This window comes from Rhizobium sp. SL42, assembly GCF_021729845.1.
Taxonomy (GTDB): Bacteria; Pseudomonadota; Alphaproteobacteria; order Rhizobiales; family Rhizobiaceae; genus Allorhizobium.
This window is the reverse complement of record NZ_CP063397.1, coordinates 2,766,531-2,789,023: the sequence shown is the minus strand read 5'-3', so window position 1 is coordinate 2,789,023 and position 22,493 is coordinate 2,766,531. Positions and strand designations below refer to the sequence as shown.

At 60.7% G+C, this 22,493-nt stretch carries 23 protein-coding genes and 1 tRNA gene; 9 read left to right on the top strand and 15 right to left on the bottom strand.

The genetic code is table 11. The features are described from left to right. Positions 1-13 precede the first annotated feature (13 nt). The 3 genes from IM739_RS13200 to IM739_RS13190 form a co-directional block, all read right to left on the bottom strand. Positions 14-1,288, bottom strand: a complete 1,275-nt coding sequence (locus IM739_RS13200; protein ID WP_237368181.1) for a hypothetical protein — start codon at positions 1,286-1,288, stop codon at positions 14-16. 121 nt (positions 1,289-1,409) lie between these two features. Continuing rightward, the gene (locus IM739_RS13195; protein ID WP_237368180.1) at positions 1,410-1,775 is read right to left on the bottom strand and encodes a hypothetical protein; all 366 of its coding nucleotides are present in this window, start codon (positions 1,773-1,775) and stop codon (positions 1,410-1,412) included. Positions 1,776-1,864: 89 nt separating this feature from the next. Further along, positions 1,865-2,803 (bottom strand): DMT family transporter, encoded by a 939-nt coding sequence (locus tag IM739_RS13190; RefSeq protein ID WP_237368179.1) that lies wholly within the window; start codon positions 2,801-2,803, stop codon positions 1,865-1,867. A gap of 248 nt (positions 2,804-3,051) precedes the next feature. Between IM739_RS13190 and IM739_RS13185 the strand changes: the two genes are divergently transcribed. Beyond that, a complete protein-coding gene (locus IM739_RS13185) occupies positions 3,052-3,489 on the top strand; it encodes a helix-turn-helix domain-containing protein (protein ID WP_237368178.1) in 438 nt (145 codons plus the stop codon). Between the two features lie 4 nt (positions 3,490-3,493). On the opposite strand, the gene lipB is transcribed toward IM739_RS13185, so the two are convergent. Then, entirely contained in the window at positions 3,494-4,216 is a 723-nt protein-coding gene (lipB, locus tag IM739_RS13180; protein WP_237368177.1) for a lipoyl(octanoyl) transferase LipB, read from the bottom strand. A gap of 214 nt (positions 4,217-4,430) precedes the next feature. Here lipB and IM739_RS13175 point away from each other — a divergent pair. Beyond that, positions 4,431-4,515, top strand: a tRNA-Leu gene (locus IM739_RS13175). 93 nt (positions 4,516-4,608) lie between these two features. Here the strand turns inward: IM739_RS13175 and IM739_RS13170 are convergent. After that, positions 4,609-5,121 (bottom strand): BON domain-containing protein, encoded by a 513-nt coding sequence (locus IM739_RS13170; protein ID WP_237368176.1) that lies wholly within the window; start codon positions 5,119-5,121, stop codon positions 4,609-4,611. An 81-nt stretch (positions 5,122-5,202) separates the two neighbouring features. Beyond that, positions 5,203-5,691 (bottom strand): peptide deformylase, encoded by a 489-nt coding sequence (locus tag IM739_RS13165; protein WP_442981132.1) that lies wholly within the window; start codon positions 5,689-5,691, stop codon positions 5,203-5,205. Positions 5,692-5,935: 244 nt separating this feature from the next. On the opposite strand from IM739_RS13165, the gene mgtE reads away from it, so the two are divergent. Further along, a complete protein-coding gene (mgtE, locus tag IM739_RS13160; RefSeq protein WP_237368174.1) occupies positions 5,936-7,363 on the top strand; it encodes a magnesium transporter in 1,428 nt (475 codons plus the stop codon). Positions 7,364-7,422: 59 nt separating this feature from the next. Beyond that, positions 7,423-7,809, top strand: a complete 387-nt coding sequence (locus tag IM739_RS13155; RefSeq protein WP_007608667.1) for a MerR family transcriptional regulator — start codon at positions 7,423-7,425, stop codon at positions 7,807-7,809. Between the two features lie 49 nt (positions 7,810-7,858). On the opposite strand, the gene IM739_RS13150 is transcribed toward IM739_RS13155, so the two are convergent. From IM739_RS13150 to IM739_RS13140, 3 genes are all read right to left on the bottom strand, one after another. Next, positions 7,859-8,329, bottom strand: a complete 471-nt coding sequence (locus IM739_RS13150) for a methyltransferase family protein (protein ID WP_237368173.1) — start codon at positions 8,327-8,329, stop codon at positions 7,859-7,861. Positions 8,330-8,353: 24 nt separating this feature from the next. Further along, the gene (locus IM739_RS13145) at positions 8,354-9,310 is read right to left on the bottom strand and encodes a heparan-alpha-glucosaminide N-acetyltransferase (RefSeq protein WP_336886414.1); all 957 of its coding nucleotides are present in this window, start codon (positions 9,308-9,310) and stop codon (positions 8,354-8,356) included. 131 nt (positions 9,311-9,441) lie between these two features. Beyond that, positions 9,442-10,134 (bottom strand): DUF599 domain-containing protein, encoded by a 693-nt coding sequence (locus IM739_RS13140; protein ID WP_237368171.1) that lies wholly within the window; start codon positions 10,132-10,134, stop codon positions 9,442-9,444. A 589-nt stretch (positions 10,135-10,723) separates the two neighbouring features. Here IM739_RS13140 and IM739_RS13135 point away from each other — a divergent pair. The 3 genes from IM739_RS13135 to IM739_RS13125 all read left to right on the top strand — a co-directional run bounded on the left by IM739_RS13135 (position 10,724) and on the right by IM739_RS13125 (position 13,458). Further along, positions 10,724-12,124: an L-serine ammonia-lyase gene (locus tag IM739_RS13135; protein ID WP_237368170.1), complete on the top strand. Its 1,401-nt coding sequence runs from the start codon at positions 10,724-10,726 to the stop codon at positions 12,122-12,124. A gap of 109 nt (positions 12,125-12,233) precedes the next feature. Then, a complete protein-coding gene (locus IM739_RS13130; protein WP_237368169.1) occupies positions 12,234-12,671 on the top strand; it encodes a DUF1489 family protein in 438 nt (145 codons plus the stop codon). Positions 12,672-12,831: 160 nt separating this feature from the next. Further along, complete coding sequence (locus IM739_RS13125) at positions 12,832-13,458, top strand: tyrosine-protein phosphatase (protein ID WP_237368168.1); 627 nt, start codon at positions 12,832-12,834, stop codon at positions 13,456-13,458. Between the two features lie 171 nt (positions 13,459-13,629). Here IM739_RS13125 and IM739_RS13120 read toward each other — a convergent pair whose 3' ends face one another. Genes IM739_RS13120 through IM739_RS13100 form a run of 5 tightly spaced genes read right to left on the bottom strand, consistent with a single transcriptional unit; the run spans position 13,630 to position 19,590 of the window. Further along, positions 13,630-15,147 carry an ABC transporter substrate-binding protein gene (locus tag IM739_RS13120; protein ID WP_237368167.1) on the bottom strand — a complete coding sequence of 506 codons (1,518 nt, stop codon included), beginning with the start codon at positions 15,145-15,147 and terminating at the stop codon, positions 13,630-13,632. A gap of 23 nt (positions 15,148-15,170) precedes the next feature. Beyond that, positions 15,171-16,862, bottom strand: coding sequence for a dipeptide ABC transporter ATP-binding protein (locus IM739_RS13115; protein WP_237368166.1), 1,692 nt, complete (start codon positions 16,860-16,862; stop codon positions 15,171-15,173). Next, positions 16,859-17,707 carry an ABC transporter permease gene (locus IM739_RS13110; protein ID WP_237368165.1) on the bottom strand — a complete coding sequence of 283 codons (849 nt, stop codon included), beginning with the start codon at positions 17,705-17,707 and terminating at the stop codon, positions 16,859-16,861. The genes IM739_RS13115 and IM739_RS13110 overlap by 4 nt, the downstream gene beginning before the upstream one ends. Further along, positions 17,704-18,642: an ABC transporter permease gene (locus IM739_RS13105; protein WP_237368164.1), complete on the bottom strand. Its 939-nt coding sequence runs from the start codon at positions 18,640-18,642 to the stop codon at positions 17,704-17,706. The genes IM739_RS13110 and IM739_RS13105 overlap by 4 nt, the downstream gene beginning before the upstream one ends. 54 nt (positions 18,643-18,696) lie before the next feature. Further along, entirely contained in the window at positions 18,697-19,590 is an 894-nt protein-coding gene (locus IM739_RS13100) for a proline iminopeptidase-family hydrolase (RefSeq protein ID WP_237368163.1), read from the bottom strand. Between the two features lie 147 nt (positions 19,591-19,737). Here IM739_RS13100 and IM739_RS13095 point away from each other — a divergent pair, with 147 nt between their 5' ends. Together IM739_RS13095 and IM739_RS13090 are read left to right on the top strand one after the other, a co-directional pair. After that, the gene (locus tag IM739_RS13095) at positions 19,738-20,520 is read left to right on the top strand and encodes a helix-turn-helix transcriptional regulator (protein WP_237368162.1); all 783 of its coding nucleotides are present in this window, start codon (positions 19,738-19,740) and stop codon (positions 20,518-20,520) included. 67 nt (positions 20,521-20,587) lie between these two features. Beyond that, positions 20,588-21,496 (top strand): proline iminopeptidase-family hydrolase, encoded by a 909-nt coding sequence (locus IM739_RS13090; protein WP_237368161.1) that lies wholly within the window; start codon positions 20,588-20,590, stop codon positions 21,494-21,496. Positions 21,497-21,647: 151 nt separating this feature from the next. Here IM739_RS13090 and IM739_RS13085 read toward each other — a convergent pair whose 3' ends face one another. Next, positions 21,648-22,481: an IS5 family transposase gene (locus tag IM739_RS13085; RefSeq protein ID WP_237368160.1), complete on the bottom strand. Its 834-nt coding sequence runs from the start codon at positions 22,479-22,481 to the stop codon at positions 21,648-21,650. Between the last annotated feature and the right edge of the window lie 12 nt (positions 22,482-22,493).

The following is a 22,493-nucleotide window of genomic DNA, read 5'->3' as shown; positions in this document are numbered from 1 at the left end:
AAAGGATCGCCTGTCAGCCGAACAGCCGGTCGCAGGCATAGATCACCGCATAGGCATGGATCGAAATCGCCGAATAGAGGCCGAAGCCGGTCATCAACCGTTCCGGTCCGGACATTGGCACCAGCTCATGGCGCGGCTTGATCGAGCGGGTGCGGATCAGGCTCAGCAGCGTGAAAATCGCCAGCCCCGACACGAGCACCATCGAGGGCAGGCCGATACGCCAGCAGGTCCAAAGAATCACGGCGGTTATGCCGAAGCTGCCGAGAGCCAGCATTTTCTGGCTGACGAATATCTGCCTCAGAACCTGGCCGCCGTCGAAGCGATAGGTCGGCAGCAGGTTGAGCAAGTTGAAGGCGCCGAGGATGACCAGAAAGATCAGGATCGGTCCTTCGGTGGCGGCCGGGTGTGGAAAGCTTAGTGCCGACTGATGACCAGCGACGATGATCGGGACCAGAAGAGCCGACACGCCGGCGCCCATCAAAGCGCATGTGGCGACCTCGAAAAGGCTGTTGTAGGGGCGCCCGCCGATCGCAATGCCGCCGAGGAATGGAATGAAGACCATGCGCACCCTCGGATGGCCGAAGGCTCGGTAGGCGACCATGTGACCAAGCTCATGCAGCACGATGACCAGGGTGAGGAAGGTGGAGATCATCAAACCTGCCGGATTGAGGCCGAAGAACGGCCAAAGCAGCAGAGTGGAGGCGATGACGATCAGCGTCTGCCAGAAAGGGTGCTCGATATGGGTTCTGCCGGTGTGGGCGCGTCCCTCGACGTGATCGTCCAGCGCCTGCAGTTCGCGGCGTATGGAAAACAGTCGCAGCAGATAGAAGGCGACACCACGATAGCTGTCGGTCTGCTCGAATGTGACCAAGGCACCCTTTTCTGCGGGTTCGATCTGGCGGCTCTCGCGGTATCCGGACCAGAAGGATTGATCGAGCGTGCTGTCGGAGACGACGCGCAGATCGCAGGCGAAACTGCCGTTGGTATTCATCGAGGCGCGGTCGACGATCATCGTCCGCTTTGTCGGCTTGCCGTTCCTGTCCGGTTGACGGTAGGCGAATTCGACGCGGTCCGGATGCCCGGCCACCGGCTCGACGGCGATGACCGACGGGTGCCAGTCGGTCAAGGCGCCGGCCGGTCGAGTGATGTTCCACAGATCCTCAGGCCGCTTGCGCACCATGCGGCTGACGCGGATGGTGCGGCGGCCGAGCGGGGCCGCCATCATCAGCCAGAGAAGGCCGAGATTGATCACGAGCAGGATTATTGCGGCTTGATGTGTCGCCAACACTGTCTCCTCGGGCCGGGAACGGCTGGTGCCACCCTAGGCCGCATGTCTTATGTTTGGGTTTCTTGAATTGCTAAAATACTGGGCAACATGCTGGCCCGAAGGACCGGCGTCGTCATGCCCATCAGGCGGCATTGCCCTGTTCTAGAAAGAAGTGGTCCGGCACTTTCAGCCACCGGACGTCGGCGCTGGTTGGGCTTTGCGGCGTCGATTTCGCACGACATGGCGGCAGATGGTCGGCAAGGCCATGCCATTGCGGATCGTTCGACAGGCCGTCAGCCGCTGCTTCGAGATCTGTGAAGAAAAAGCTGATCCATTCGGCACGTCTGTCGCGACCGCAATTGTCCGGCGCGGCAGGCGTAGTGACATCGGCGGATGTCTGAACACCGCCGGCAAACATATGAATGCGCAGAAGACGAATGTCGCTTAACGACAGCGTCTGTTTGCCGGCAATGGCACATGCCGGAAACGAGAGGCGAAACTCGCTCATGTTTCTCTATCCTGTTTCATCATGAAACTGGCGATCAGGATAGATATCCATGCCTTGCGATTTCGCTAAGGAAATGCGTTAGCAAAGTCTTATTGGCCAGCGCCGATGTTGAGACTGCCCGTCGCCCGCTTCTGTTCGCGCCACAGAATGAAGAGGCCGGAGCCGACAATGATCAGGATACCGAGCCATTTCGAGGCACTCGGGAATTCGTCGAAGAACAGATAGCCGAGTGCTACCGCTGCGATGATCTCAAAATACTGGAACGGCGCGAGGACCGACAGCGGTGCCATGCGAAAGGCGCGCACCACCAGAAGATGGATGAAGCCGGATATCGTTCCGAGCAGGATCAGGAGCAGCAAGCCGAGCCAGGAGGCGGGCAGGGATACGGCGAAGTTCGCATCGCCGGCGGTTGTTCCGATTGCCAGGGCGGCGGTCATGAACAGGGTGCCGCCAATGCCCGCGAGCGTCTGCATGGTCATCGGCGAATCGGCCTCGCCGATCGCCCGGTTGAGAAACATGTAGAGCGCAAACAGGAAGGCGCAGGCGACCGGCAGCAGGGCGGTCAGGCCGAAGATGTCGTAGCTCGGCTGGATCACGATCATGGCGCCGCCAAAGCCGACGACAATCGCGAGCCAGCGGCGCCAGCCGACCTTCTCGCGCAGAAAGACCGCAGAGAGGGCCGTCAGAATGAATGGTTCGACAAAGTAGATGGCGAAAACGTCGGCAAGCGGCATATACTTGACGGCCATGAAGAACAGCAGGCTCGCTGCTCCATGCAGCGCGCCGCGCAGGAGGTTCATCCACGGCCGATTGGCGGCCAGCGCCGCAAGGCCACGCAGTGCGAGAAGGAAGGGCAGGGTGGAGGCGAGCTGGAACAGGAAGCGATAAAAGGTCACCTGGGCCGGTGACATGCCCTCGACGGTCGCCATGTATTTGGCAATCGCGTCCATCACCGGCAGAACCAGCATGCAACCGGCCATCAGGACCATGCCGCGCAGGGGATTGGACGAAGAACTCGACGGCTGCATGGTGTTTGCCCCTGGCGATTGTCAGGTCATCAAGCACAGGCGCCAAGGCAGATCAAGGAAGGGGAGCGGCCCTGCGCGTCGTTGCAAACAGGCAACTTGTCGGGTTCTGGCGATTTCCTGCATGTGCATGCCGTTGCCGGGGTGGCGGTCCAATGTTAGCCATCCTATATTCGTCTGGAGGATGCAAAAGACTGGCTGACAACCGGGAGCCTCCGGTGTTCGGCCGTTTTGCCAAGGGAGGACGGTGCATGCCCAACCGCGACAGCGTTTCAAGGATGATCGATTCGAGCGACGATACGCTGGGGGGACGTCTGTCGGCCGCACGCGATGCGGCGGGCATTTCGCTTGTCGACCTTGCCAATCGTCTCGGGGTGCGCAAGGACAGCCTGCTGAACTGGGAGGCAGATCGCTGCGAACCGCGACCGTCCCGGCTGATCGATCTTGCCGGCATCCTGGGCGTTTCCCCGATGTGGCTGATCACCGGACATGGTTATGGTCCGCTGGAAGAAACGGACGAACTGCCCCTGGAAGCGCTTCAGGTGCAATTGCGACGGCTGAACGATGCGCATCAGGAATGCGGTCGGTTGATCCGCCAGATCAGCCAGCAGATCGAACGCTACGAGGACCGGCAGAACGGAAAACGCGCGCTGTCCGATCTCGATGGCCCGACGATCGGCCGCGCCTGAGGCTTCACGCCGTGCTGTCGTTGGCCGTCTCGCCGAAAACCTCTTCGAATGCATCGCGCAGCCGCATGTCGACATCGGTCATCATCACCGGCAGCCCCAGATCGACAAGGCTCGTCACGCCGTAGGCGCTGATTCCGCAGGGCACGATGCCGGAAAAATGGTCGAGGTCCGGATCGACATTGATCGACAGGCCGTGAAAGCTCACCCACCGGCGCAAGCGGATGCCGAGTGCCGCAATCTTGTCTTCCGCCATCGTGCCGTCGGGCAAAAGGGGCTTTTCCGGCCGGCGTACCCAGACACCAACCCGATCTTCGCGCCGTTCGCCACGGACATTCATGCTGTCGAGCGTGCGGATCACGACCTCTTCGAGCGCAGCAACATAAGCGCGCACGTCCTGGCGCCGCCGCTTGAGGTCGAGCATGACATAGGCCACCCGCTGGCCGGGCCCGTGATAGGTATATTCGCCGCCGCGGCCGGTGGCAAAGACCGGAAAGCGATCCGGCTGGATCAAGTCGGCGGAATCGGCGCTGGTGCCGGCGGTATAGAGCGGCGGATGTTCGAGCAGCCAGACCAGTTCGTCGGCCGTGCCATCTGCGATGGCCGCGACCTGGCGCTCCATTTCGGCCACGGCTTCTTCATAGGGAACAAGCCCTTCGGTGATCCGCCAGCGAATGGGGGGACAGCCGTCAGCGGCCAGCATGGAGAGATCGAGATCGGTGCGTTGCATGAAATCTGCCTCGGGTGAAAACCCTTGTTTTCCCTTTACTTGGCAAGAAAAGCCCCGGACTTCAAGAGGAGTTGGCAGCCCGTCGCCTCCGGCTGTTCACAGGCTTATCCACCGGTGGAACCGATTTTTCAAAAAACTGTCACGGCGGGCTTGTGGACCCCGGATGCTTTTGCTACATGCAGCCCCGCCGGAGCAATTCGGCGCCTACCACGATGCGGTCGTGGCGGAATTGGTAGACGCGCAGCGTTGAGGTCGCTGTGTCGCAAGACGTGGAAGTTCGAGTCTTCTCGACCGCACCAAAAAGAACCCGGCCTTTGGCCGGGTTTTTTGTTTTCTGCCGCACGAACAGTGTTTTGGTCTGATCTATGGCGTCAATTGGCTTGCGTCGGCAATCAATCGGCATCGCCGGGAATGTGGCTGTCGATGCCGAGCGTGGTGATATGGTTGTGCACAGCGCGGACACCGTTGAGCGCCAGCACCTTCAACTCGATGCTGCGACGTTCCTCGGCCGTATCAACGGCGCCGCGCAACGTCACCAGATGACCGCCAGCCTGTCCATCAACCTGGATGTCGATCCCGGCCAGGATATTGTGGTCGAAATCCGAAAGCGCCGCGTCGATATCCGATTCGAGCTGGTCGTCGTCGTCGCTGTGATCGTTGGCCGAGAGGGCAGGCGTGGCCGGTTGAGGCTGCAGGCCGTTTGCCTCGACCGTGCTCACGCCGAAGCCCTTGTTGCGATCGCGATCGAAATTGGCGCCGGTCTCGCCGTAACCGTGGTTCTCGACAGGCTCGGCCGTGGCGCCGGACCCGTCGGCATAGGGCCAGCCATTGTCGATATCGCGCTGCTCGTAGTCGCGGTAATCGTCTTCGCGGGAAAATTCGGTCTTGCGGTTGTCCTTGGCCATCGATCTGCTCCTTCGCCTCGAAAGTACAAACCAAACGCGCGGGAGCGCGCTTTGTTCGAGGTCAGGTTCGCGGATCACATGTCAGCGCGCCTGCTTTTCCCATTTCTTCAACAGGCGCTCGCGCTTCAGTCGCGACAGCCTGTGGATCCAGAACAGGCCGTCGAGCTGGTCTATTTCGTGCTGCATGCAGATCGCTGCAAAGTCCTCCAGCGTTTCGAACCTCTTCTGTCCATCAAGTGTCCGGTAGCGAATCTCGATCAGGCGAGGGCGCGCAATCGTTTCGGTCATGCCCGGCATGGAAACGCTGCCTTCGGTGTGTTCCATCGTATCGTCCGATGCGGCAAGAAGTTCCGGATTGACATAGTCGCGGCGACCGCCGAGTTCCGGCAGGTCGAGCACGACGACGCGCTGGAGGATGCCGCAATGGGCGGCGGTGATGCCGACGCCCGGCGCGGCCGTCATTGCCGCATGCAGGTTGTCCGCCAGCGCCTTCAGGTCAGCGTCGAATACGGTAACTTCGGAGCAGCGGCTTTTCAGGGCGGGATCGGGATAGCGGCGGATGGATAACATTGTCACTGTGGTCTGAGGTCTCGCGTTTCGGGCCGTTGGAGGCTCCTGGCTGTGGCGGGCAAGGCAGGCCTTGCGATCCGTCAAGACAGGACTCGACCGGGCTGCGGCAATAGGTTAGCAGGGAGCCTTCGCATTTGCACATCCGGGCGAGATCAGATCGCTATGCAGTTGTTGACAATGCATTTTTTGCCGCCATTCTTCGGCGGTCGGGCGCGGCAGACCAGAATGAGGCGAGGGTGCTTTTATGACGGAGACCGAGGACGACATCCGTAGCCGCGCCCTTGCCGACGAAGATCACGCGGATATCTATGCGGATGACGGTTCGATCCGCCTGGATTTTCTGGCGATCGTCGGTGCTGCCATTGCCGACCGCGATCTTCTCTTCCTGCGCCAGCATGTCGCCCGCCTGCACGAGTCTGAACTCGGCGACCTGATCGAGGCTATCCAGCCGGATCAACGTATCGCGCTTGTGCGCCTGCTCGGCGACGATTTCGACATGACGGCACTGACCGAAGTCGATGAGGCCATCCGGTTGCAGATCGTCGGTCACCTGCCGAACGCCCAGATCGCGGCAGCGATCGGCGACCTCGATTCGGACGATGCCGTCTACATTCTCGAAGACCTCGACCAGGAAGACCGCGACGAGATCCTGGCGCAGCTGCCGTTCACCGAGCGGGTGCGCCTGCGCCGGGCGCTCGACTACCCGGAAAGCTCGGCCGGCCGGCGCATGCAGACCGAGTTTGTCGCCGTGCCACCGTTCTGGACGGTTGGCCAGACGATCGACTACATGCGCGACGAGGAAGGGTTGCCGGAAAGCTTTACCCAGATCTTCGTCATCGACCCGACCTTCAAGCTGCTCGGCGTCATCGACCTTGATCGCATCCTGCGCACCAAGCGGCTGGTGAAGATCGAAACCATCATGCGCGAGACCAACCATCCGATCCCGGCCGAAATGGATCAGGAAGAGGCGGCGCAGCTTTTCGAGCAATATGACCTTCTGTCGGCTGCCGTCGTCGACGAAAGCGGTCGGTTGGTCGGCGTGCTGACCATCGACGACGTGGTCGATGTGATCCAGGAAGAGGCCGAGGAAGACCTCATGCGCCTTGGCGGCGTCGGCGATGAGGAACTGTCCGACAATATTGCGGAGACGTCACGCTCGCGCGTGCCATGGCTTGCGGTCAACCTGTTCACCGCGTTCGTCTCCGCATCGGTCATTTCGCTGTTCGAGGCGACCATAGAACAGGTCGTTGCGCTTGCCATCCTGATGCCGATCGTTGCCGGCATGGGCGGCAATGCCGGTTCGCAGACGATGACAGTGACCGTCCGGGCGCTGGCGACCCGCAATCTGGACATCCACAACGCCTGGCGCGTCGCACGTCGCGAGGCGGGCGTCGGGCTGATCAACGGCGTGCTGTTCGGCTGTCTCGTCGGCACGGTGGCGGCGATCTGGTTCCAGGATATCCATATCGGCGGATTGATCACCACCGCTATGCTGATCAACATGTTCGCCGCAGCGATGGCCGGCATCACCATCCCCATCCTGCTGGTACGCGCTGGTGCCGACCCGGCGGTGTCTTCCGCCGTGTTCGTCACCGCGATTACCGATACGACCGGCTTCTTCAGCTTCCTCGGTCTTGCCACATGGTGGTTCGGCATCGGAATCGGCAGCTAAAAATTGACTTTTACGTAAATGTAAATATGCTGTCGGTTCTTGATTGGACAGGAACGCATGTGAAGAAGTTTTATAGCATCACCGAGCTGACACGGGAATTCGGCGTGTCGACGCGCACTCTACGCTTCTACGAGGATGAGGGTCTGCTTCATCCCGAGCGGCGTGGGAGAACCCGTCTCTACCGCTCGGCGGATCGCCGTCTGCTTCAGGAAATCCTGCGTGGACGCCGCATTGGCTTCACCATCGCGGAAATCCGCGAGATCGTGCACGTCTACAAGGAGCCGCCGGGCGAAATCGGTCAGTTGAAGCTGATGATGAAGCGCATCGACGAGAAGCGCGAGGAGCTGCGCCAGAAACGCCGCGACATCGACGAGACGCTGGCCGAGCTCAATCATGCCGAGGAAGCCTGCCTGACCCGTCTGGTGGAAATCGGCGTGGGTAGCTGATCGATCCGGGCCAAAGGTGGCTGTCGCGGAACGCGGTTTCTGGATGATCCTAGATCCAGCGGCGCGTCTGGCGACAATATTGTTCAAAATCGATGCCGAAGCGCGCCAGCAGGTGCATTTCCTCACAGCGAACGGCGACCAGGCCGGTCACCGCGGCGGCGATCAAGCCTGTGATCAGGAACCAGGCATTGCCGGTGATCAGGCCAAGAGCGACCGTCATCAGCGTATAGCCAAGATAGATCGGATTACGGCTGAACCTGAACGGTCCGGTGGTGACGAGCCGCTGTGCGCAGCTGGTATGCATGACCGGCGTGTGGGAATCGATCAAAGTCTTTGCCGCCCAGACGTCGATCGCGACGGCAAATGCAGCGAGTAACAGTCCGGCAAGCGATCGCCATGAGCCGCCGCCAAGCGGCAGGATGCCGATCAGTTTGTGCGCGAGCAGGGCGGCAATGATTGCGATCCCAAACAGCATGGGCGGCCATGGATAACGCAAGGGCTGCTGCCTGTAGGCATTCATGGCCAGCTTGCGTTCGAGCTGTTGTCACTGACTCGTTGTCGAACACTCACTTGCAAGCTTTAGGATGCGCTCATCCTGATCCGGCAGGATTGCGCCAGACTGGAGTGGTTCGAGCAGCGATTGCTGTTGCAGGCGCTCTAAGGTGCAGCCGCAAAAGCGCTGGCACACCGCCTGGCTGCTGCCCTCGGCCTGGCAGCCGCTCTCGCAGCTGTTGATATAGGTGATCGCCGGATCGGGTTTTGCCGCCGGCATCACCAGCGATACGCCATAGACAAGGGCAAACAGGATCGGCTGATGCAGCAGGTAGATGATCAGGCTATGGCGACCACCCCAGCGCAGCCAGGCCGGTCCTGCGGGCAGTTTGGCAAGCCGGGCAAAGCCGTTGCGATCGTGCAGGATACGGGCAACGGCGATGCCGCATAGCAGCGCGCCAAGCCAGGGCAGAAGCGGGACATAGTCGTTCGACCGCGGCAGATTGTGCGACAGGCCGACAAACCAAAGCCCCGGCGCATCGAAGATGTCCGAACGCCACAGGTTTGGCAGCGCGAAAGCTCCGATCGCAGCGGTCAGCGTCAGTGCAGGCGGAAGGCGCAGAAACAGCAAGCCGATGACGCTGGCCGTGGCGATGCAATGCAGGATGCCGAAGAAGATCCAGCCGTCGGGAACGAACCACCATGTGGCTGCCGAAATCGCCAGTGCCGCAGCAACGATCACGACCAGGCGCTGGAGAAAGGCCTTCAGCTTCAGTTGCGGATAGTGGGCGAGGAAAAGGCTGAAGCCGGCAAGAAAGAGAAAGCTGGACGCGATCATCCGTGCGTAGAGCCGCAGGAAGCCCTCCGTCGATGTGCCAGGCGCCAGATAGCCGAAAAACTCGAGATCCCAAGAGAAGTGGTAGGTCGCCATGGCGATCAGGGCGATGCCCCTTGTGGCATCGAGCCACAACAGCCGGTGTCTTGCCTTTGCCACTGCCGCGCTGTTCATTTCCGCCACGTTGCGTCCTTCCGATCCGATGGTCTGCGCTGACACCGTGTCTGTGCCGGGTCCGTGGCAAAGACGTCAAAGGCGGCGTTTTCATGACTGCGCATCGGCATCGTTTCTGGCTCCCCGTGGCGTCAGCGTTCCCGGTCGCTCAACAGCGCCAACCGTGCTTCGGAGAAGAATTGCCGGCGCAGCAACACGATGAAGACAAGCACCGTCGTCAGCATGAAGATGTACGGGCTGACGAACCAGCCAAGATAGCCGATCGAATAGAAGATCGCGCGCAGGCCGGCGTTGAAATGGCTTGCGGCGATAATGTTCATGCGGATCGTGATTTCGGCCGCCTCGCGGGACCTGGCTGGATCTTTCTCGGCCTCCGCCATCATCGGAATGGTGCCGAACAGGATGGTGCAATAGTTGAACAGCCGATAGGACCAGCCGAACTTGAAGAAGGAATAGGCAAACAGTGCGATCAGGCCGCTGACCTTCATCTCGAAGGCCGCGCGACCGCCTTGGACGATATAGGGGATGTCCTTGATGATCGCATCGACCTGCTCGGTCGCGCCGAGCAGGGCAAAGCAGCCGCCAATGGCAAAGATTGTCGTCGAGGCGAAAAACGCCGTTCCATTCTGCAGGCCACCCATGATCTGGGTGTCGATCATCTTCAGGTCGCGCGTCAGCGAATTGAGTATCCATTCCCGACGGCGCTCCGCCATGGCCATGGTCAGACTGGTCCGCTTCAGGATGCGTTTCTGCCCGGTGATCCAGGCATAAGCCATCCAGAGAAACACAAAAAGCGCCATGGCGCAGTAGTCGGTCACGGTCATGGGGCGATTCCGCTTTGAAATTTATGCTTCAGCTTTAGCGTCAGCGCTGCCCCGGCGCCACGGAAATTAACCACCGTAAATAGTTTTGGGCCAAAATGAGGCAGGTTGCAGTCGCGCAGAATTTGCTAATTTTCGTTGCAAGTAATTGATACTTCACATGCCTATGCGCAGAATGCATATCTGCCTAGCAAAAACCGTCATTCTTTTGCCTTTTTTGCGGTTGCGAAGGGCCGCGAATTTTAATAGATCGTTCGTCATAAGGCGGTCGGGGGACAGCTTTTTCTAACGATGCGTTCTCATTTGGAGTTTCCATGGAAGGCAGTGTCCAGAAGTCGTGCTGGAGTGTTACTTTTCGGGCTTTGATGGGGTTTGCCGGCGTTCTTTGCCTGGCCTATCTTTTCAGCAGCATGTGACGCTCACACGCAGTCAATTGCAAACAGCGCGGTCTTCGGGTCGCGCTGTTTGCGTTTGCGGCGACAATTTCAATCGCTTCGATGTCGCGTCGATCAAAGCCGATGTCGATCCTTGCCCGCATTCGTGCTACGCGATCCTCTAGCCTCTGGAATTTGCAGGGCAGAAGGACGGTTCCATGTTTCTTTCGGTTTTCGACGTCTTCAAGATCGGGGTAGGGCCTTCGAGTTCCCATACGATGGGACCGATGACGGCTGCCAACCGGTTTCTCGATCTGATACTTTCAGACGAATGGCCGCGCCCCGCCGGTGCGCATGTGACGGCGCTGAAGGCGAGCCTGCACGGCTCGCTAGCCTATACCGGCATCGGCCATGGCACCGGCAATGCCGTGATCATCGGCCTGATGGGGGAAGCGCCGGACAAGGTCGATCCGGACCGGATGGACGACATCATCGCCGAAGTCGAGCGCACCGGTCGCGTGACGCCGCCCGGCCATCCCGGCTACAGCTTCAAGCCAAAGGACGATCTCGTCTACGACAAGAAGACGCCGCTGCCCGGCCACGCCAATGCGATGCGCCTGACTGCGCTCGATCGTGACGGCCGTGTGCTGCTCACGCAGGTCTATTTCTCCATCGGCGGTGGCTTCGTCGTCACCGAAACCGAGCTACTTGCGATGCAGAAGAACAAGAAGGCGGCGTCGACGCAGAAGGTTCCTTATCCCTTTGCCTCGGCCAAGGAGATGCTGGCCATGGCGGCAAGCTCCGGGTTGAGCATTGCCCAGATGAAGCGGGCGAATGAAGAGGCGGTAATGGACCGCGCCACGCTGGATGCCGGGCTTGACCGGATCTGGGACGCGATGAGCGGCTGTATCGATCGCGGACTGAAGCAGGACGGCCGGCTTCCAGGCGGCCTCAACGTGCGCCGCCGCGCCCGGTCGATCCATGACAAGCTGCAGGAGGAATGGCGCAGCAACCGGCAGAACCCGCTTCTGGCCAATGACTGGCTGTCGGTCTATGCCATGGCCGTCAACGAAGAGAATGCAGCCGGTGGCCGCGTCGTCACGTCGCCGACCAATGGTGCGGCCGGCGTGGTTCCGGCGACCGTGCGCTACTACCTGCATTTCCATCCGGAAGCCGATCAGGAAGGCATTCGCGACTATCTGCTGACGGCCGCTGCGATCGGCGGGATCATCAAGCACAATGCCTCGATCTCGGGCGCTGAAGTCGGCTGTCAGGGCGAGGTCGGCTCGGCTTCGGCCATGGCTGCTGCCGGACTGGCCGCCGTGATGGGCGGATCGCCGGAGCAGATCGAGAATGCCGCCGAGATCGCGCTGGAACATCATCTCGGCATGACCTGCGATCCGATCGCCGGCCTCGTGCAGGTGCCCTGCATCGAACGCAACGCTCTGGGCGCGGTCAAGGCGGTCACGGCTGCCTCACTGGCGATGAAAGGCGATGGCGAGCATTTCGTCCCGCTCGACGCCTGTATCGAGACCATGCGTCAGACCGGCAACGACATGAACGAAAAATACAAGGAAACCTCGCTGGGCGGCCTGGCGGTCAACGTCGTCGAATGTTGACGCACCCGTCCTTGTCGCCGACGCTCCGCATGGTCGATCATCTGGGGAGGGCACGGCCTGCGGCACAAGCGCCTCTTGACGGCGGCGCGGAACCGTCTATCTCCGGGGCATGACGCTCCATCTGATCAAGCTCTGTGTCGGCTGCGATGCCATCGAAGACCTGCGGGAATGGGTCGCCGAGCGCGCGCTGGTTTCGGTCGCGGCCGGCCTGCAGCCGCAAAGCAGCCATGTGACGCGCATGGTGCCGAAGCGCGTCGACGAGTTGCTCGATGGCGGTTCGCTCTACTGGATCATCAAGGGGCAGGTGGCGGCGCGCCAGGTGCTGCTCGACATCAAGACCTTTACCGGTGGCGACGGCATCAGCCGTTGCGAACTGATCCTCGGCCCGGAGGTCATCGAGACTTCACCCGTACCGCGCCGTCCGTTTCAGGGCTGGCGCTACCTCGAGCCTGATGCTGCCCCACGCGACCTCGGCGCCTCCGGTGCCAATCTCGAAGCAATGCCGGATGAGCTCAAACGCGAGCTGGCGGAACTCGGACTGCTGTAGCAAGCGGACCAATCGTGGTCCGGTCGGCGATTTGGTCTCACCGCTTGGGTAATGGCGCATATGTGCCCGCGCCAGTTTCTTGATCGGCACCGACTGACGCCACAGGAAAGCCTTGGTGCGCAGTCATGGATGCATGGCCTTGAGGTTGGATCGTTGAAGAATGTCGAATGTGGCTGGGGTTGAAACACCGATCGTGAATGCGAACGGCGCTGGAGGCGGTCGGTTCCTCGTCAAGACGCTCAAGCGCTGCTGCTTCTTCGTCGCTGCGATTTGCCTCATATATGGTGCCTATATCGGGGTCGTCCTGCTGCGTGGCAATTTCCACGAAATCCTGCCGGGCCAATACTACCGGTCGGCACAGCTTTCGGGCGAGACGCTTGGCCGCTATATTGATCAATACAAGATCAAGACGGTGATCAATCTGCGCGGCGAGCATGTCGGCACGCCCTGGTATGATGCGGAAGCCGCAGCGGCTGCGTCACGCGACACGACACTGGTGAATTTCCCGATGTCGGCCCTGACCGAACTGAAAGCCGAGGACGTGCAGCGGCTGCTCGGCATCCTGAAGACCGCACAGCAGCCGGTCCTGGTGCATTGCTCGTCCGGCGCCGATCGCACCGGTCTCGCCTCGGTGATCTTCCTGCAGCAGGTCGCCGGTATCGACGAGGAGACCGCCGAATGGCAACTCTCGCCGGTCTATGGCCATATCGGCCTGCCATTCCTGCGCACCTATGCCATGGACGATACCTGGGAGGCATTGGAAAAGGTGATCGGCCTCGACAGCTGAGGATTGCGCCGGTCGTTTTTTGCGAAACCGGCGCCGATGAAACGATACGCCGCCACCGCCTCGATCCATCATCTGTCGAACGCGTCGACATGCCGGCCGGATTGGTGATGCTGGTCTTCACCATTCGCTGCGAGTGCAGCGAATGGTGTGTTCAAACAGGTTACCGGCAGCTCAGTTCTTCACGGTGTCTTCGAGGAAGAAGCGGCCGAGCGGGTTCTGGTAGAAGTTCTCGATATTCTTGCGCGAGACGTTGATATAGGGGCTGTAGTAGAGGTCGATCCAGTGCACGTCGTCCTTGGCGGTTTTCTGGATATCGATGTAAAGCGCCTCGCGCTTTGCCGGGTCGAGTTCAAGGCGGGCCGCGGCGACCATGTCCTTGACCTTGTCGCTTTTGTATCGGGTCATGTAGTTCATGTTGGTGTCATGGCCGAGCACGAAGGTTGTCTTCTGGTCGGGGTCGAGAATGTCATTCGTCCAGTACATGACCGAGATGTCGTAGTCGCCGGCGACCAGCATGTCCCAGCTCTGGCTCGGGTCGACCTTCTGCAGGTTGACCGTGACGCCGGCCTTGGAAAGCTGCTGCTGCAAGAGCACGGCAATCTGCTCGTCGACTTCGTTTCCGGCGTTGACGATGTAGTTCAGCGACAGATCGGAAGCACCGGCTTCCGCCAGCATCGCCTTGGCCTTTTCCGGCTCGTAGGGATATTGGTAGTTGGCGTCGTAGTGATAGAGCGAGCCCTTAGGAATATAGGAATTGGCGACGGCGCCGAGGCCGAAGGTCACTGTGTCGACGATTGCCTTCTTGTCGATCGCCATGTCGAGCGCCTGGCGAACTTCCTTCTTGGCGAGCGCGCCATGCTCGTGGTTGATCAGCAGATGGTCCTCGCGGGTCGAGGTGTCGATATGCACTTCGAGATTCGCATCCTTCTTCAGTTCCTCGACGCGCGAGAAGGGCACGAAGATGGCTGTGTCCAGTTCGCCGGCCTGCACGTTCAACATGCGGGTATTGTCGTCAGGCACCGAGATCCACTCGACACCGTCGAGCTTCACCCGGTCCGCCTGCCAGAAATTCGGATTTTTCTCCAGAATGACGCGATCACCGCGGCGCCATTCCTTGACGATGAAGGCGCCGGAGGAGGCTACCGGCTTTTCGGCGAAGGCTTCCTCGCCAGCCTCTTCAAGGCCTTTCTTCGACAGCACCGAGACGTTCGGCAATGCCAGCGTCGACAGGAACGGCGCCGACTGCGTCTTCAATTTGACCACCAGCGTCTTGTCGTCAGCGGCTTCCGCCGTGTCGACGACCTTGTAGCTGTCGCTCCACAAAGAGCCTTCATTGTCGCGGATGCGCAGCAGGCTGAAGGCGGCATCGCCGGCCGTGATCGGCGAACCATCGGAGAATTTGGCATCGCGCATCGTGAAGGTGTAGGTCAGGCCGTCATCGGAAATGGTCCAGCTTTCGGCAAGGCCGGGCTCCAGTTTGGTGCCGGTCTTGTCAACGCGCACCAGCACGTCGAAGACGTTGGAGAATACCCAGTTGTCGACGTTCTGGGCCGACTTGATCGGGTCGAATGTCGTCGAGTCCTCGCGTCGGCCAATGGTCAGCACGCCGGCAGCCTCGGCCAGCGACGAACCCAGCGTCAGCATCGCGAGCACGGTGGCCACGCTGATGGTTTTCCAATTGCTTGTCATGTTATTCGTTCCCTTTGTTGTTATCAGGCAGTCAAGAGATGCGGCATGGTCTCCGTGGACAGGCCGCCCATCAGCGGCTTGTCGGGGTCGATATCGGGAATGGCGGCGATCAGCGCTGCGGTATAGGCGTGTTGCGGCCGGGCAAAGACATCCTCGCAGCGGCCTTCCTCGACGATCTGGCCGCGATACATGACCACCACCCGGTCGCAGAGGTTTCTGACGATGGCAAGGTCGTGAGCGATGAACAGAAGCGTCAGGTTCATCGCGCTCTTCAGGTCGCGAAACAGGTCGATAATCTGTGCCTGGATGGTGACGTCCAGTGCCGCGACGCATTCGTCGGCTATGATTAGCTTCGGATCGACGGCCAGCGCCCGGGCGATGCCGGCCCGTTGGCACTGGCCGCCACTCATCGATAGCGGATGGCGGCTGGCAAACTCCCGGTCCAAGCCGACGAGATCGAGCAATTCATGGACGCGCGCTGCAATTCGGTTGGCTGGTACCTTGTTGTGCACCGTCAGCACCTCTGCCAGCATTGCGCCGATGCTCATGCGCGGGTTGAGGGCGTTGTAGGGATCCTGAAACACCATGGCCGACTGCGTACGGATTTTCGCTAGGGCCTGGCGGCGCTGCTGGGCAAGGTCGAGGCCGTCAAATGCTATATGACCCGAAGACAGCGGCGTCAGGCCGAGGATGGCGCGCGCCAGCGTGCTCTTGCCGGAGCCGCTTTCGCCGACAATGCCCACCGTTTCGCCGGGCAAGACGCGCAGGCTCACTCCGTTGACTGCGGCCACAGGCGGCTTGCTGCCTTTGAACAGGCTGAAGCCGGGGGTCGGGAACCGAACAAACAGGTCATCGATTTCGAGCAGCGGTTTTGCCGCCGTTGGAAGCAACGCAGCCGGGGTAGCTGAAAGGGTAGCGTTCTCGGGCATCGATGGATGGCTATCAAGCAGGCTGACCGTATAGGCGTGTTGCGGGTTCGACAGCACCTGCCGCTTGTCCCCAAGCTCCAGCAACTGGCCATGACGCAGCACGGCGATCCGGTCGCAGGTCTGGGCGACTATGCCGAGATCATGGGTGATGAGGATGATTGACAGACCGCGAGCGTCGCGCAGGTCCATCAACAGTTTGAGGATCTGCGCCTGGATGGTGACGTCGAGCGCAGTCGTCGGCTCGTCGGCGATCAGGATTTTCGGATTGCAGGAGAGGGCCACCGCAATCATCGCTCGTTGGCGCATGCCACCGGAGAATTCATGCGCGTAATTTTCGTACTGGCGCTGCGGATCGGGAAAACCGACCTGGGCGAGGATGTCGATGGCCATGGCTTTCGCATCGCTGCGCGACTTGTTCTGATGATAGCGGATACCCTCGGCGATCTGATCGCCGATGCGCATCACCGGATCGAGATGGCTGGTCGGGTTCTGGAACACCATGCCGATCTCGGCGCCCCGCACCGCACGCATGGCATCGTCATCCAGCCTCGTCAGGTCACGGGCGCCCAGCATCACGGACCCGCCGACGATGCTGATCGCCTTTGATGGCAGCAGTTTCACCAGCGCCCGGCAGATCATGCTCTTGCCGGAACCGCTTTCGCCGACAAGACCGAGGATCTCGCCGCGGCCGAGATCGAAGGAGACGGTATCGATAAGCTTGCGCGTTTCGCCGTCGAGCATGGCGTTTACCACAAGATCGCGGACGGAGAGGATCGGCTCGCTCATTCTCGCACCCCCAGCCATTCACCCAGCCCATCGCCGAGCAGGCTGAAGCCGAAGGCCAGTACGACGATGGAGAGGCCGGGAAACAGGGTGATCCACCAGGCCGTGGTGATGAAGCTCTGGCCCTCGGCAACCATGACGCCCCATTCGGCGACCGGCGGCTGAACGCCGAGACCTAGATAGCTGATGGCCGCGCCATTGAGCAGCACAAGCACGGCATCCGACATGGAAAACACGATCGATCCGGCGATGGCATTGGGCAGAAGGTGCCGGAACATGATGCGGCTGCGGCTGAAACCGAGGCTGACGGCGGCAACCGCATAGTCGCTGTTCTTCAGCACCAGCATTTGCGCGCGGATCAGCCGCGCATAGGAGACCCAGCCGACAAGCGCCATGGCAATATAGAAGCTCGACAGACCCGGCCCGAGAATGGCGATGATCGACAGCATCAGGACCAGGAACGGAAAGGCAAGAATGATATCGACCAGCCGCATGAAGATCGTATCGATGATGCCGCCGAAGAACCCGGCGATCGTACCGACGAAGGTGCCGATCAGGAACGGGAAGGCGACGCCGATGACGGCGATCTGCAGGTCGATGCGCGTGCCCCAGATGACGCGCGAGAGGATGTCGCGGCCGAAATTGTCGGTGCCGAAGGGGTGGGCGAGGGTGGGGCCGGCGAGCCGAACCGCAGCATCCTGGTAGATTGGATCATATGGCGCGATCAGGGGTGCGGCGAGCGCGACCAGCAGAAACAGTCCCAGAGTGGCGGCACCGGTGGCCAGCGTCAGGTTGCGGCCAAGAAACCGGCTCCACGACACATTCATGCGAGTGGCTGCGGCGATCATAGGCGCACCCTCGGATCGAGCGTCACGGTGACGATATCGGCCAGGAAGTTGACCAGTACAGTGGCGCAGGCAAACACCATGGCGACGCCCTGGACCACCATGTAGTCGCGCGAGAAGATGGCGCGCACCAGGAGCTGGCCCATGCCCGGAATGGCAAACACGGTCTCGACCACGACAGTGCCTCCGATCAGCCAGCCGACGTTGACGGCCAGCAGGTTGACCGTCGGCACCAGCGAATTGGGCAGGACATGGCGCCAGAAGACGATGTTTTCCGGCATGCCGCGGGCGCGTGCCGCCGTCGCCAGGTCCGATTGCAACTCGACGATCATCGCCGCCCGCAGGCTGCGGGTCAAAACCGCCGACAGCGAAAGCGCGATGGTCAGGCTCGGCAGAACCAGGTGAGCGGCCTTGTCGATAAAGCTCTCGCCATAGCCGGACACCGGCAGGACGCCGAGCTTGACGGAGAACAGGATGATCAGCATCAGCGCCAGCCAGAAGGGCGGAAAGCCGATGCCGAGCGTCGAGACGATGCGCACGGCATGATCGGGCAGCCGACCGCTGTTGCGCGCCGCGAGAGCCGCCAATGGAACGGCAATCAGGATCGACAGGATCACACTGGTCAGAACCAGCACAAGTGTCGGTTCGATGCGCGTAAGGATCAGCTTCAGCACGTCGATCTTGTAGAGGATCGACTTGCCCATCTCGCCCTTGCCGAGATTTTGCACAAAGTAGAAATATTGCAGCCAGATCGGCTCGTCTAAACCGTATTGGGCGCGGATGCGGGCTATCGCTGTCGGTGTGGAGCGGGCGCCAAGCAGCACGCGGGCAGGATCGCCGGGGATCAGCCGGACAAGGATGAAGGTGATCACGCTGATGCCGAACAGCACCGGCAGAAACTGCAGCGGGCGAAATAGCACGAACCTATAGCGGTGCATCGGCTTGCACCTTTCCGGCCATTCGGCCTTGCGCAGATTGTCGCGTGCAACCGATCATGCCGTCGCCCTGTGGCGCGCCAGGAAGTCGAGAAGCAACGGATAGTAACCATCCGGGTTCTCATAGAATGGCATATGGCTGGCATTGTCGATGACGTGGAGCTCCGCGTCGGGAAGGTTGAGCTTCATGCGCAACGCGCAAGCCGGGGTCAATTCGTCATGCTCGCCGCAGGTGATCAGCACAGGAACGGTAATCCTGTGAAGGTCCGGCACGCGGTTCCAGTCCTTCAGATTGCCGATATAGAGGAATTCGTTCGGGCCCTGCATCGTGCTGTAAGGTCCCATGTTCCAGTCGTCGAGGGAGCGCTTGACCGGAGCCGGCCAATCCGAAAGCCGGCAGACATGGCGGTAGTTGAGAAGTGTGATCGCCGCCAGATATTCCGGGTGATCAGTGCTGCCGCGCGCCTCATGCTTCTGCATCATCGCCACCGTTTCCGAACCAAGGGCAGCACGCAGCCGCTCGAGTTCCACGATCAAATGCGGCATGTCGGCCACGGTATCCTCAAGGATCAGCGTCTCGAGGTTTTCCGGATAGGTCAGCGCATAGTCGATCGCGAGCCAGCCGCCCCAGGAATGGCCGAGCATATGGACCTTGCCGATGCCGAGTGCCTTGCGCACGGTCTCTGTTTCCTCGACATAGCGGCCAATGGTCCAAAGCGCAGCATCGGTCGGACGGTCGGATGCGCCTGTGCCGAGCTGGTCGAAGGCGACGACGCGGTAGCCCTGGTCGATGAGGCAGGAATGGGCGTCGCGCAGATAGTCGCAGGGCAGGCCAGGTCCGCCATTGAGACAGAAGACCGTGTCCGGTCCAGCGCCAAAACTGTAGGCGACGACCTTGTGGCCCGCCACCTCAATCTCGATGCGCTCATCCGGTTCCATCTCGCGCCACATCGTGCGTCTCCTGCATGCCGCAAACAGTGCTCATCTTTTCAGCAGGTCTATTTTTTAGCGTTTTCTCGGTTCCGCACCAGCTATAAGAAGTGATAGGATGTGACCTCCGCTGGCCTATGGACCCCGGTCCGACATTAGGATTCTCGCATGTTTGACGATATTGGTTCGATCCGATCGCGGCTGACCGAGGGGGAGACCTTGGATGGTCGGATCGATACCGCGTTCGAGGTCATCAAGGGGTTCGGCTTCGATGCGTTGATCTACGACTACACGCCGGTTCCCTACGATCTCGATGGCGCGCTGATGCTGCCCTCGCTGTTGAAGCTGCGCAACATTTCCGAGGACATGCGCGAATACTGGTTCGACCGCGAATATTTCCGCATCGATCCGGTGCAGCTGCTTGCCATGCGCACCACGACACCGTTTTTCTGGAACTACGATCACAAGGCCGGAACACCGATCAACCGCTTCCTCGACGAGCGTAGCGCTCCGGTGTCACGCTATCTCCACGAGCGCAACATGTCCTGCGGCGTCACCGTGCCCGTGCATCTGCCGCGCGGCGACTGTGCGACCGTGACGGGGGTGCGCTTCGGCGCGGGCCGAGGCTTCCAGAGCGACGCGGATCGCCACATGGCCGATTTCGGCCTTCTGGCTCATGTCTTCCACGAGGCCGCCTATGCAGCTTTCGACGAAACAGCGAAGACCGGAACTCGCGCGCATCTGACGAACCGCGAGCGCGAGTGCCTGCGGCATTCGGCGGAAGGCCTGTCTGCCAAGGAAATTTCCCGCATCATCAGCCGCTCGGTTCCAACAGTGGTCATGCATCTCAATGCCGCCGCCAAGAAGCTTGGCGCCAAGAACCGGACTCAGGCCGTGGTGCGCGCCACCCATTATCGCCTGCTGGAAGAGCCGCCATCCTATTACTTGTGATAGCTGCCGCCACTGAAAACGGGAGGCTATGCTTTCTCCATCGGAACAACCGCATGGAGATGAAGACGTGGCACCGGTCGAAGTTCAGGAATCCTATCTGCCGTTTCGAGGCTATCAGACCTGGTACCGGATCACCGGATCGCTGGATTCGCCGTTGCTGCCGCTCGTCGTCGCCCATGGCGGACCCGGCTGCACCCATGACTATGTCGACAGCTTCAAGGATATCGCTGTACTCGATGGCCGCCCGGTCATCCACTACGACCAGCTCGGCAATGGCAACTCGACACGACTGCCGGAAAAGGGCCCGGATTTCTGGACGGTCGATCTGTTTCTCGAAGAGCTGGACGCGCTTTTGAAGCATCTCGGCATCGCGGATCGTTATGCCTTTCTCGGCCAGTCCTGGGGCGGCATGCTCGGCGCCGAACATGCGGTGTTGCGACCGAAGGGGCTGAAGGCGTTGGTTATCGCCAATTCGCCCGCCAACATGCACACCTGGGTCTCGGAGGCCAACCGCTTGCGCCGCGACCTGCCGGCCGAGGTTCAGGCGACTCTTCTCCTGCACGAACAAGCCGGGACGATCACCGATCCGGATTATATCGCGGCATCGCGCGTGTTTTACGATCGCCATGTCTGCCGTGTCTCGCCCTGGCCGCCGGAAGTGGCGCGCACTTTCGCCATCATGGATGAGGACAATACCGTCTACCGCAACATGAACGGTCCGACCGAGTTCCACGTCATCGGCACGATGAAGGACTGGACGATCGAGGACCGACTGCCACAGATCGAAGCGCCCACCCTGCTGATCTCCGGTCGTCACGACGAGGCAACGCCCGAGGTCGTGCGCCCCTATGTCGAACGTGTGCCGGGATGCCGCTGGGTCATCTTCGAGCAGTCCAGCCACATGCCCCATGTCGAGGAAAAGGCCCTTTGCCTGGCGACGGTTTCGGACTTTCTCAAACAGCACGACCAGGCTTGAGCTTGTAACGGACACCTGCAACACCCTCGGCGCGACCGCACTTACGCATTCGGCGCGCGGGCTCGCGGCGAATTGGCCGAAGCGGATCAGTATTTCGACGAGCCGTCAGCACGGGTTGCTTCCGGCGCTCAGAGCCTGACTCGAAAAGACCTCAATAGGCATGGTACCTTGCGAGCCTCCGAGTGAGAATGCGGATATGAGCGATAAGCATCCAGGCTTCAGCGGAAGCGATTGATTTTTCCCAATCCTTGGCCAGTCGTCTGCATCGGCCAAGCCAGGCGAATGTGCGCTCCACGACCCAGCGACGCGGCAGCACTTCAAAGCCTTTTGCCTTGTCTGTTCGCTTGACGATTTGCAACGTGAACTTCGCGACCTTGCGCAATGCGGCCCGCAGCTTCGGACCGGCATAACCGCCGTCAGCAAAGATGTGCCTGAGCCAAGGCCAGCGTCTGAGGATGGTTTTGAGAGCCGCCACTGCACCATCGCGGTCTTGAATGTCAGCGCTGTGGACGGCGAGCCCCACCATCAAACCGAGCGTGTCGACAACGATATGACGCTTGCGGCCTTTGATCTTCTTGCCCGCGTCAAAGCCCGCAATCCCGCCGCTTTCAGTCGTTTTGACGCTCTGACTGTCTATCACGCCTGCCGTCGGTGAGGCTTCCTTTCCTTCCAGCTCTCGCGTCTCCATAACGAGATGATGGTTGATCCGCGTCCACAAGCCAGTCGCCCGCCACTCGTAGAAGTAACCCTGCACAGTTGAATAGGGTGGAAAATCTTTCGGTAGCATCCGCCATTGGCATCCGGTCGACGCGATATATAGCAGTGCGTTTAAAACTTCGCGCAATTCCGTCTTGCGCGGTCGACCAAGCCTACGGGGCATCGGCATAAACGGAGCAATCAGCGACCACTCCCTGTCCGTCAGATCACTTGCATAACGCCCCGTCCGTCGGCCATATTGGCGACGGGTGAAATCAGTCCAGCCCATTGCGGTCTCCAT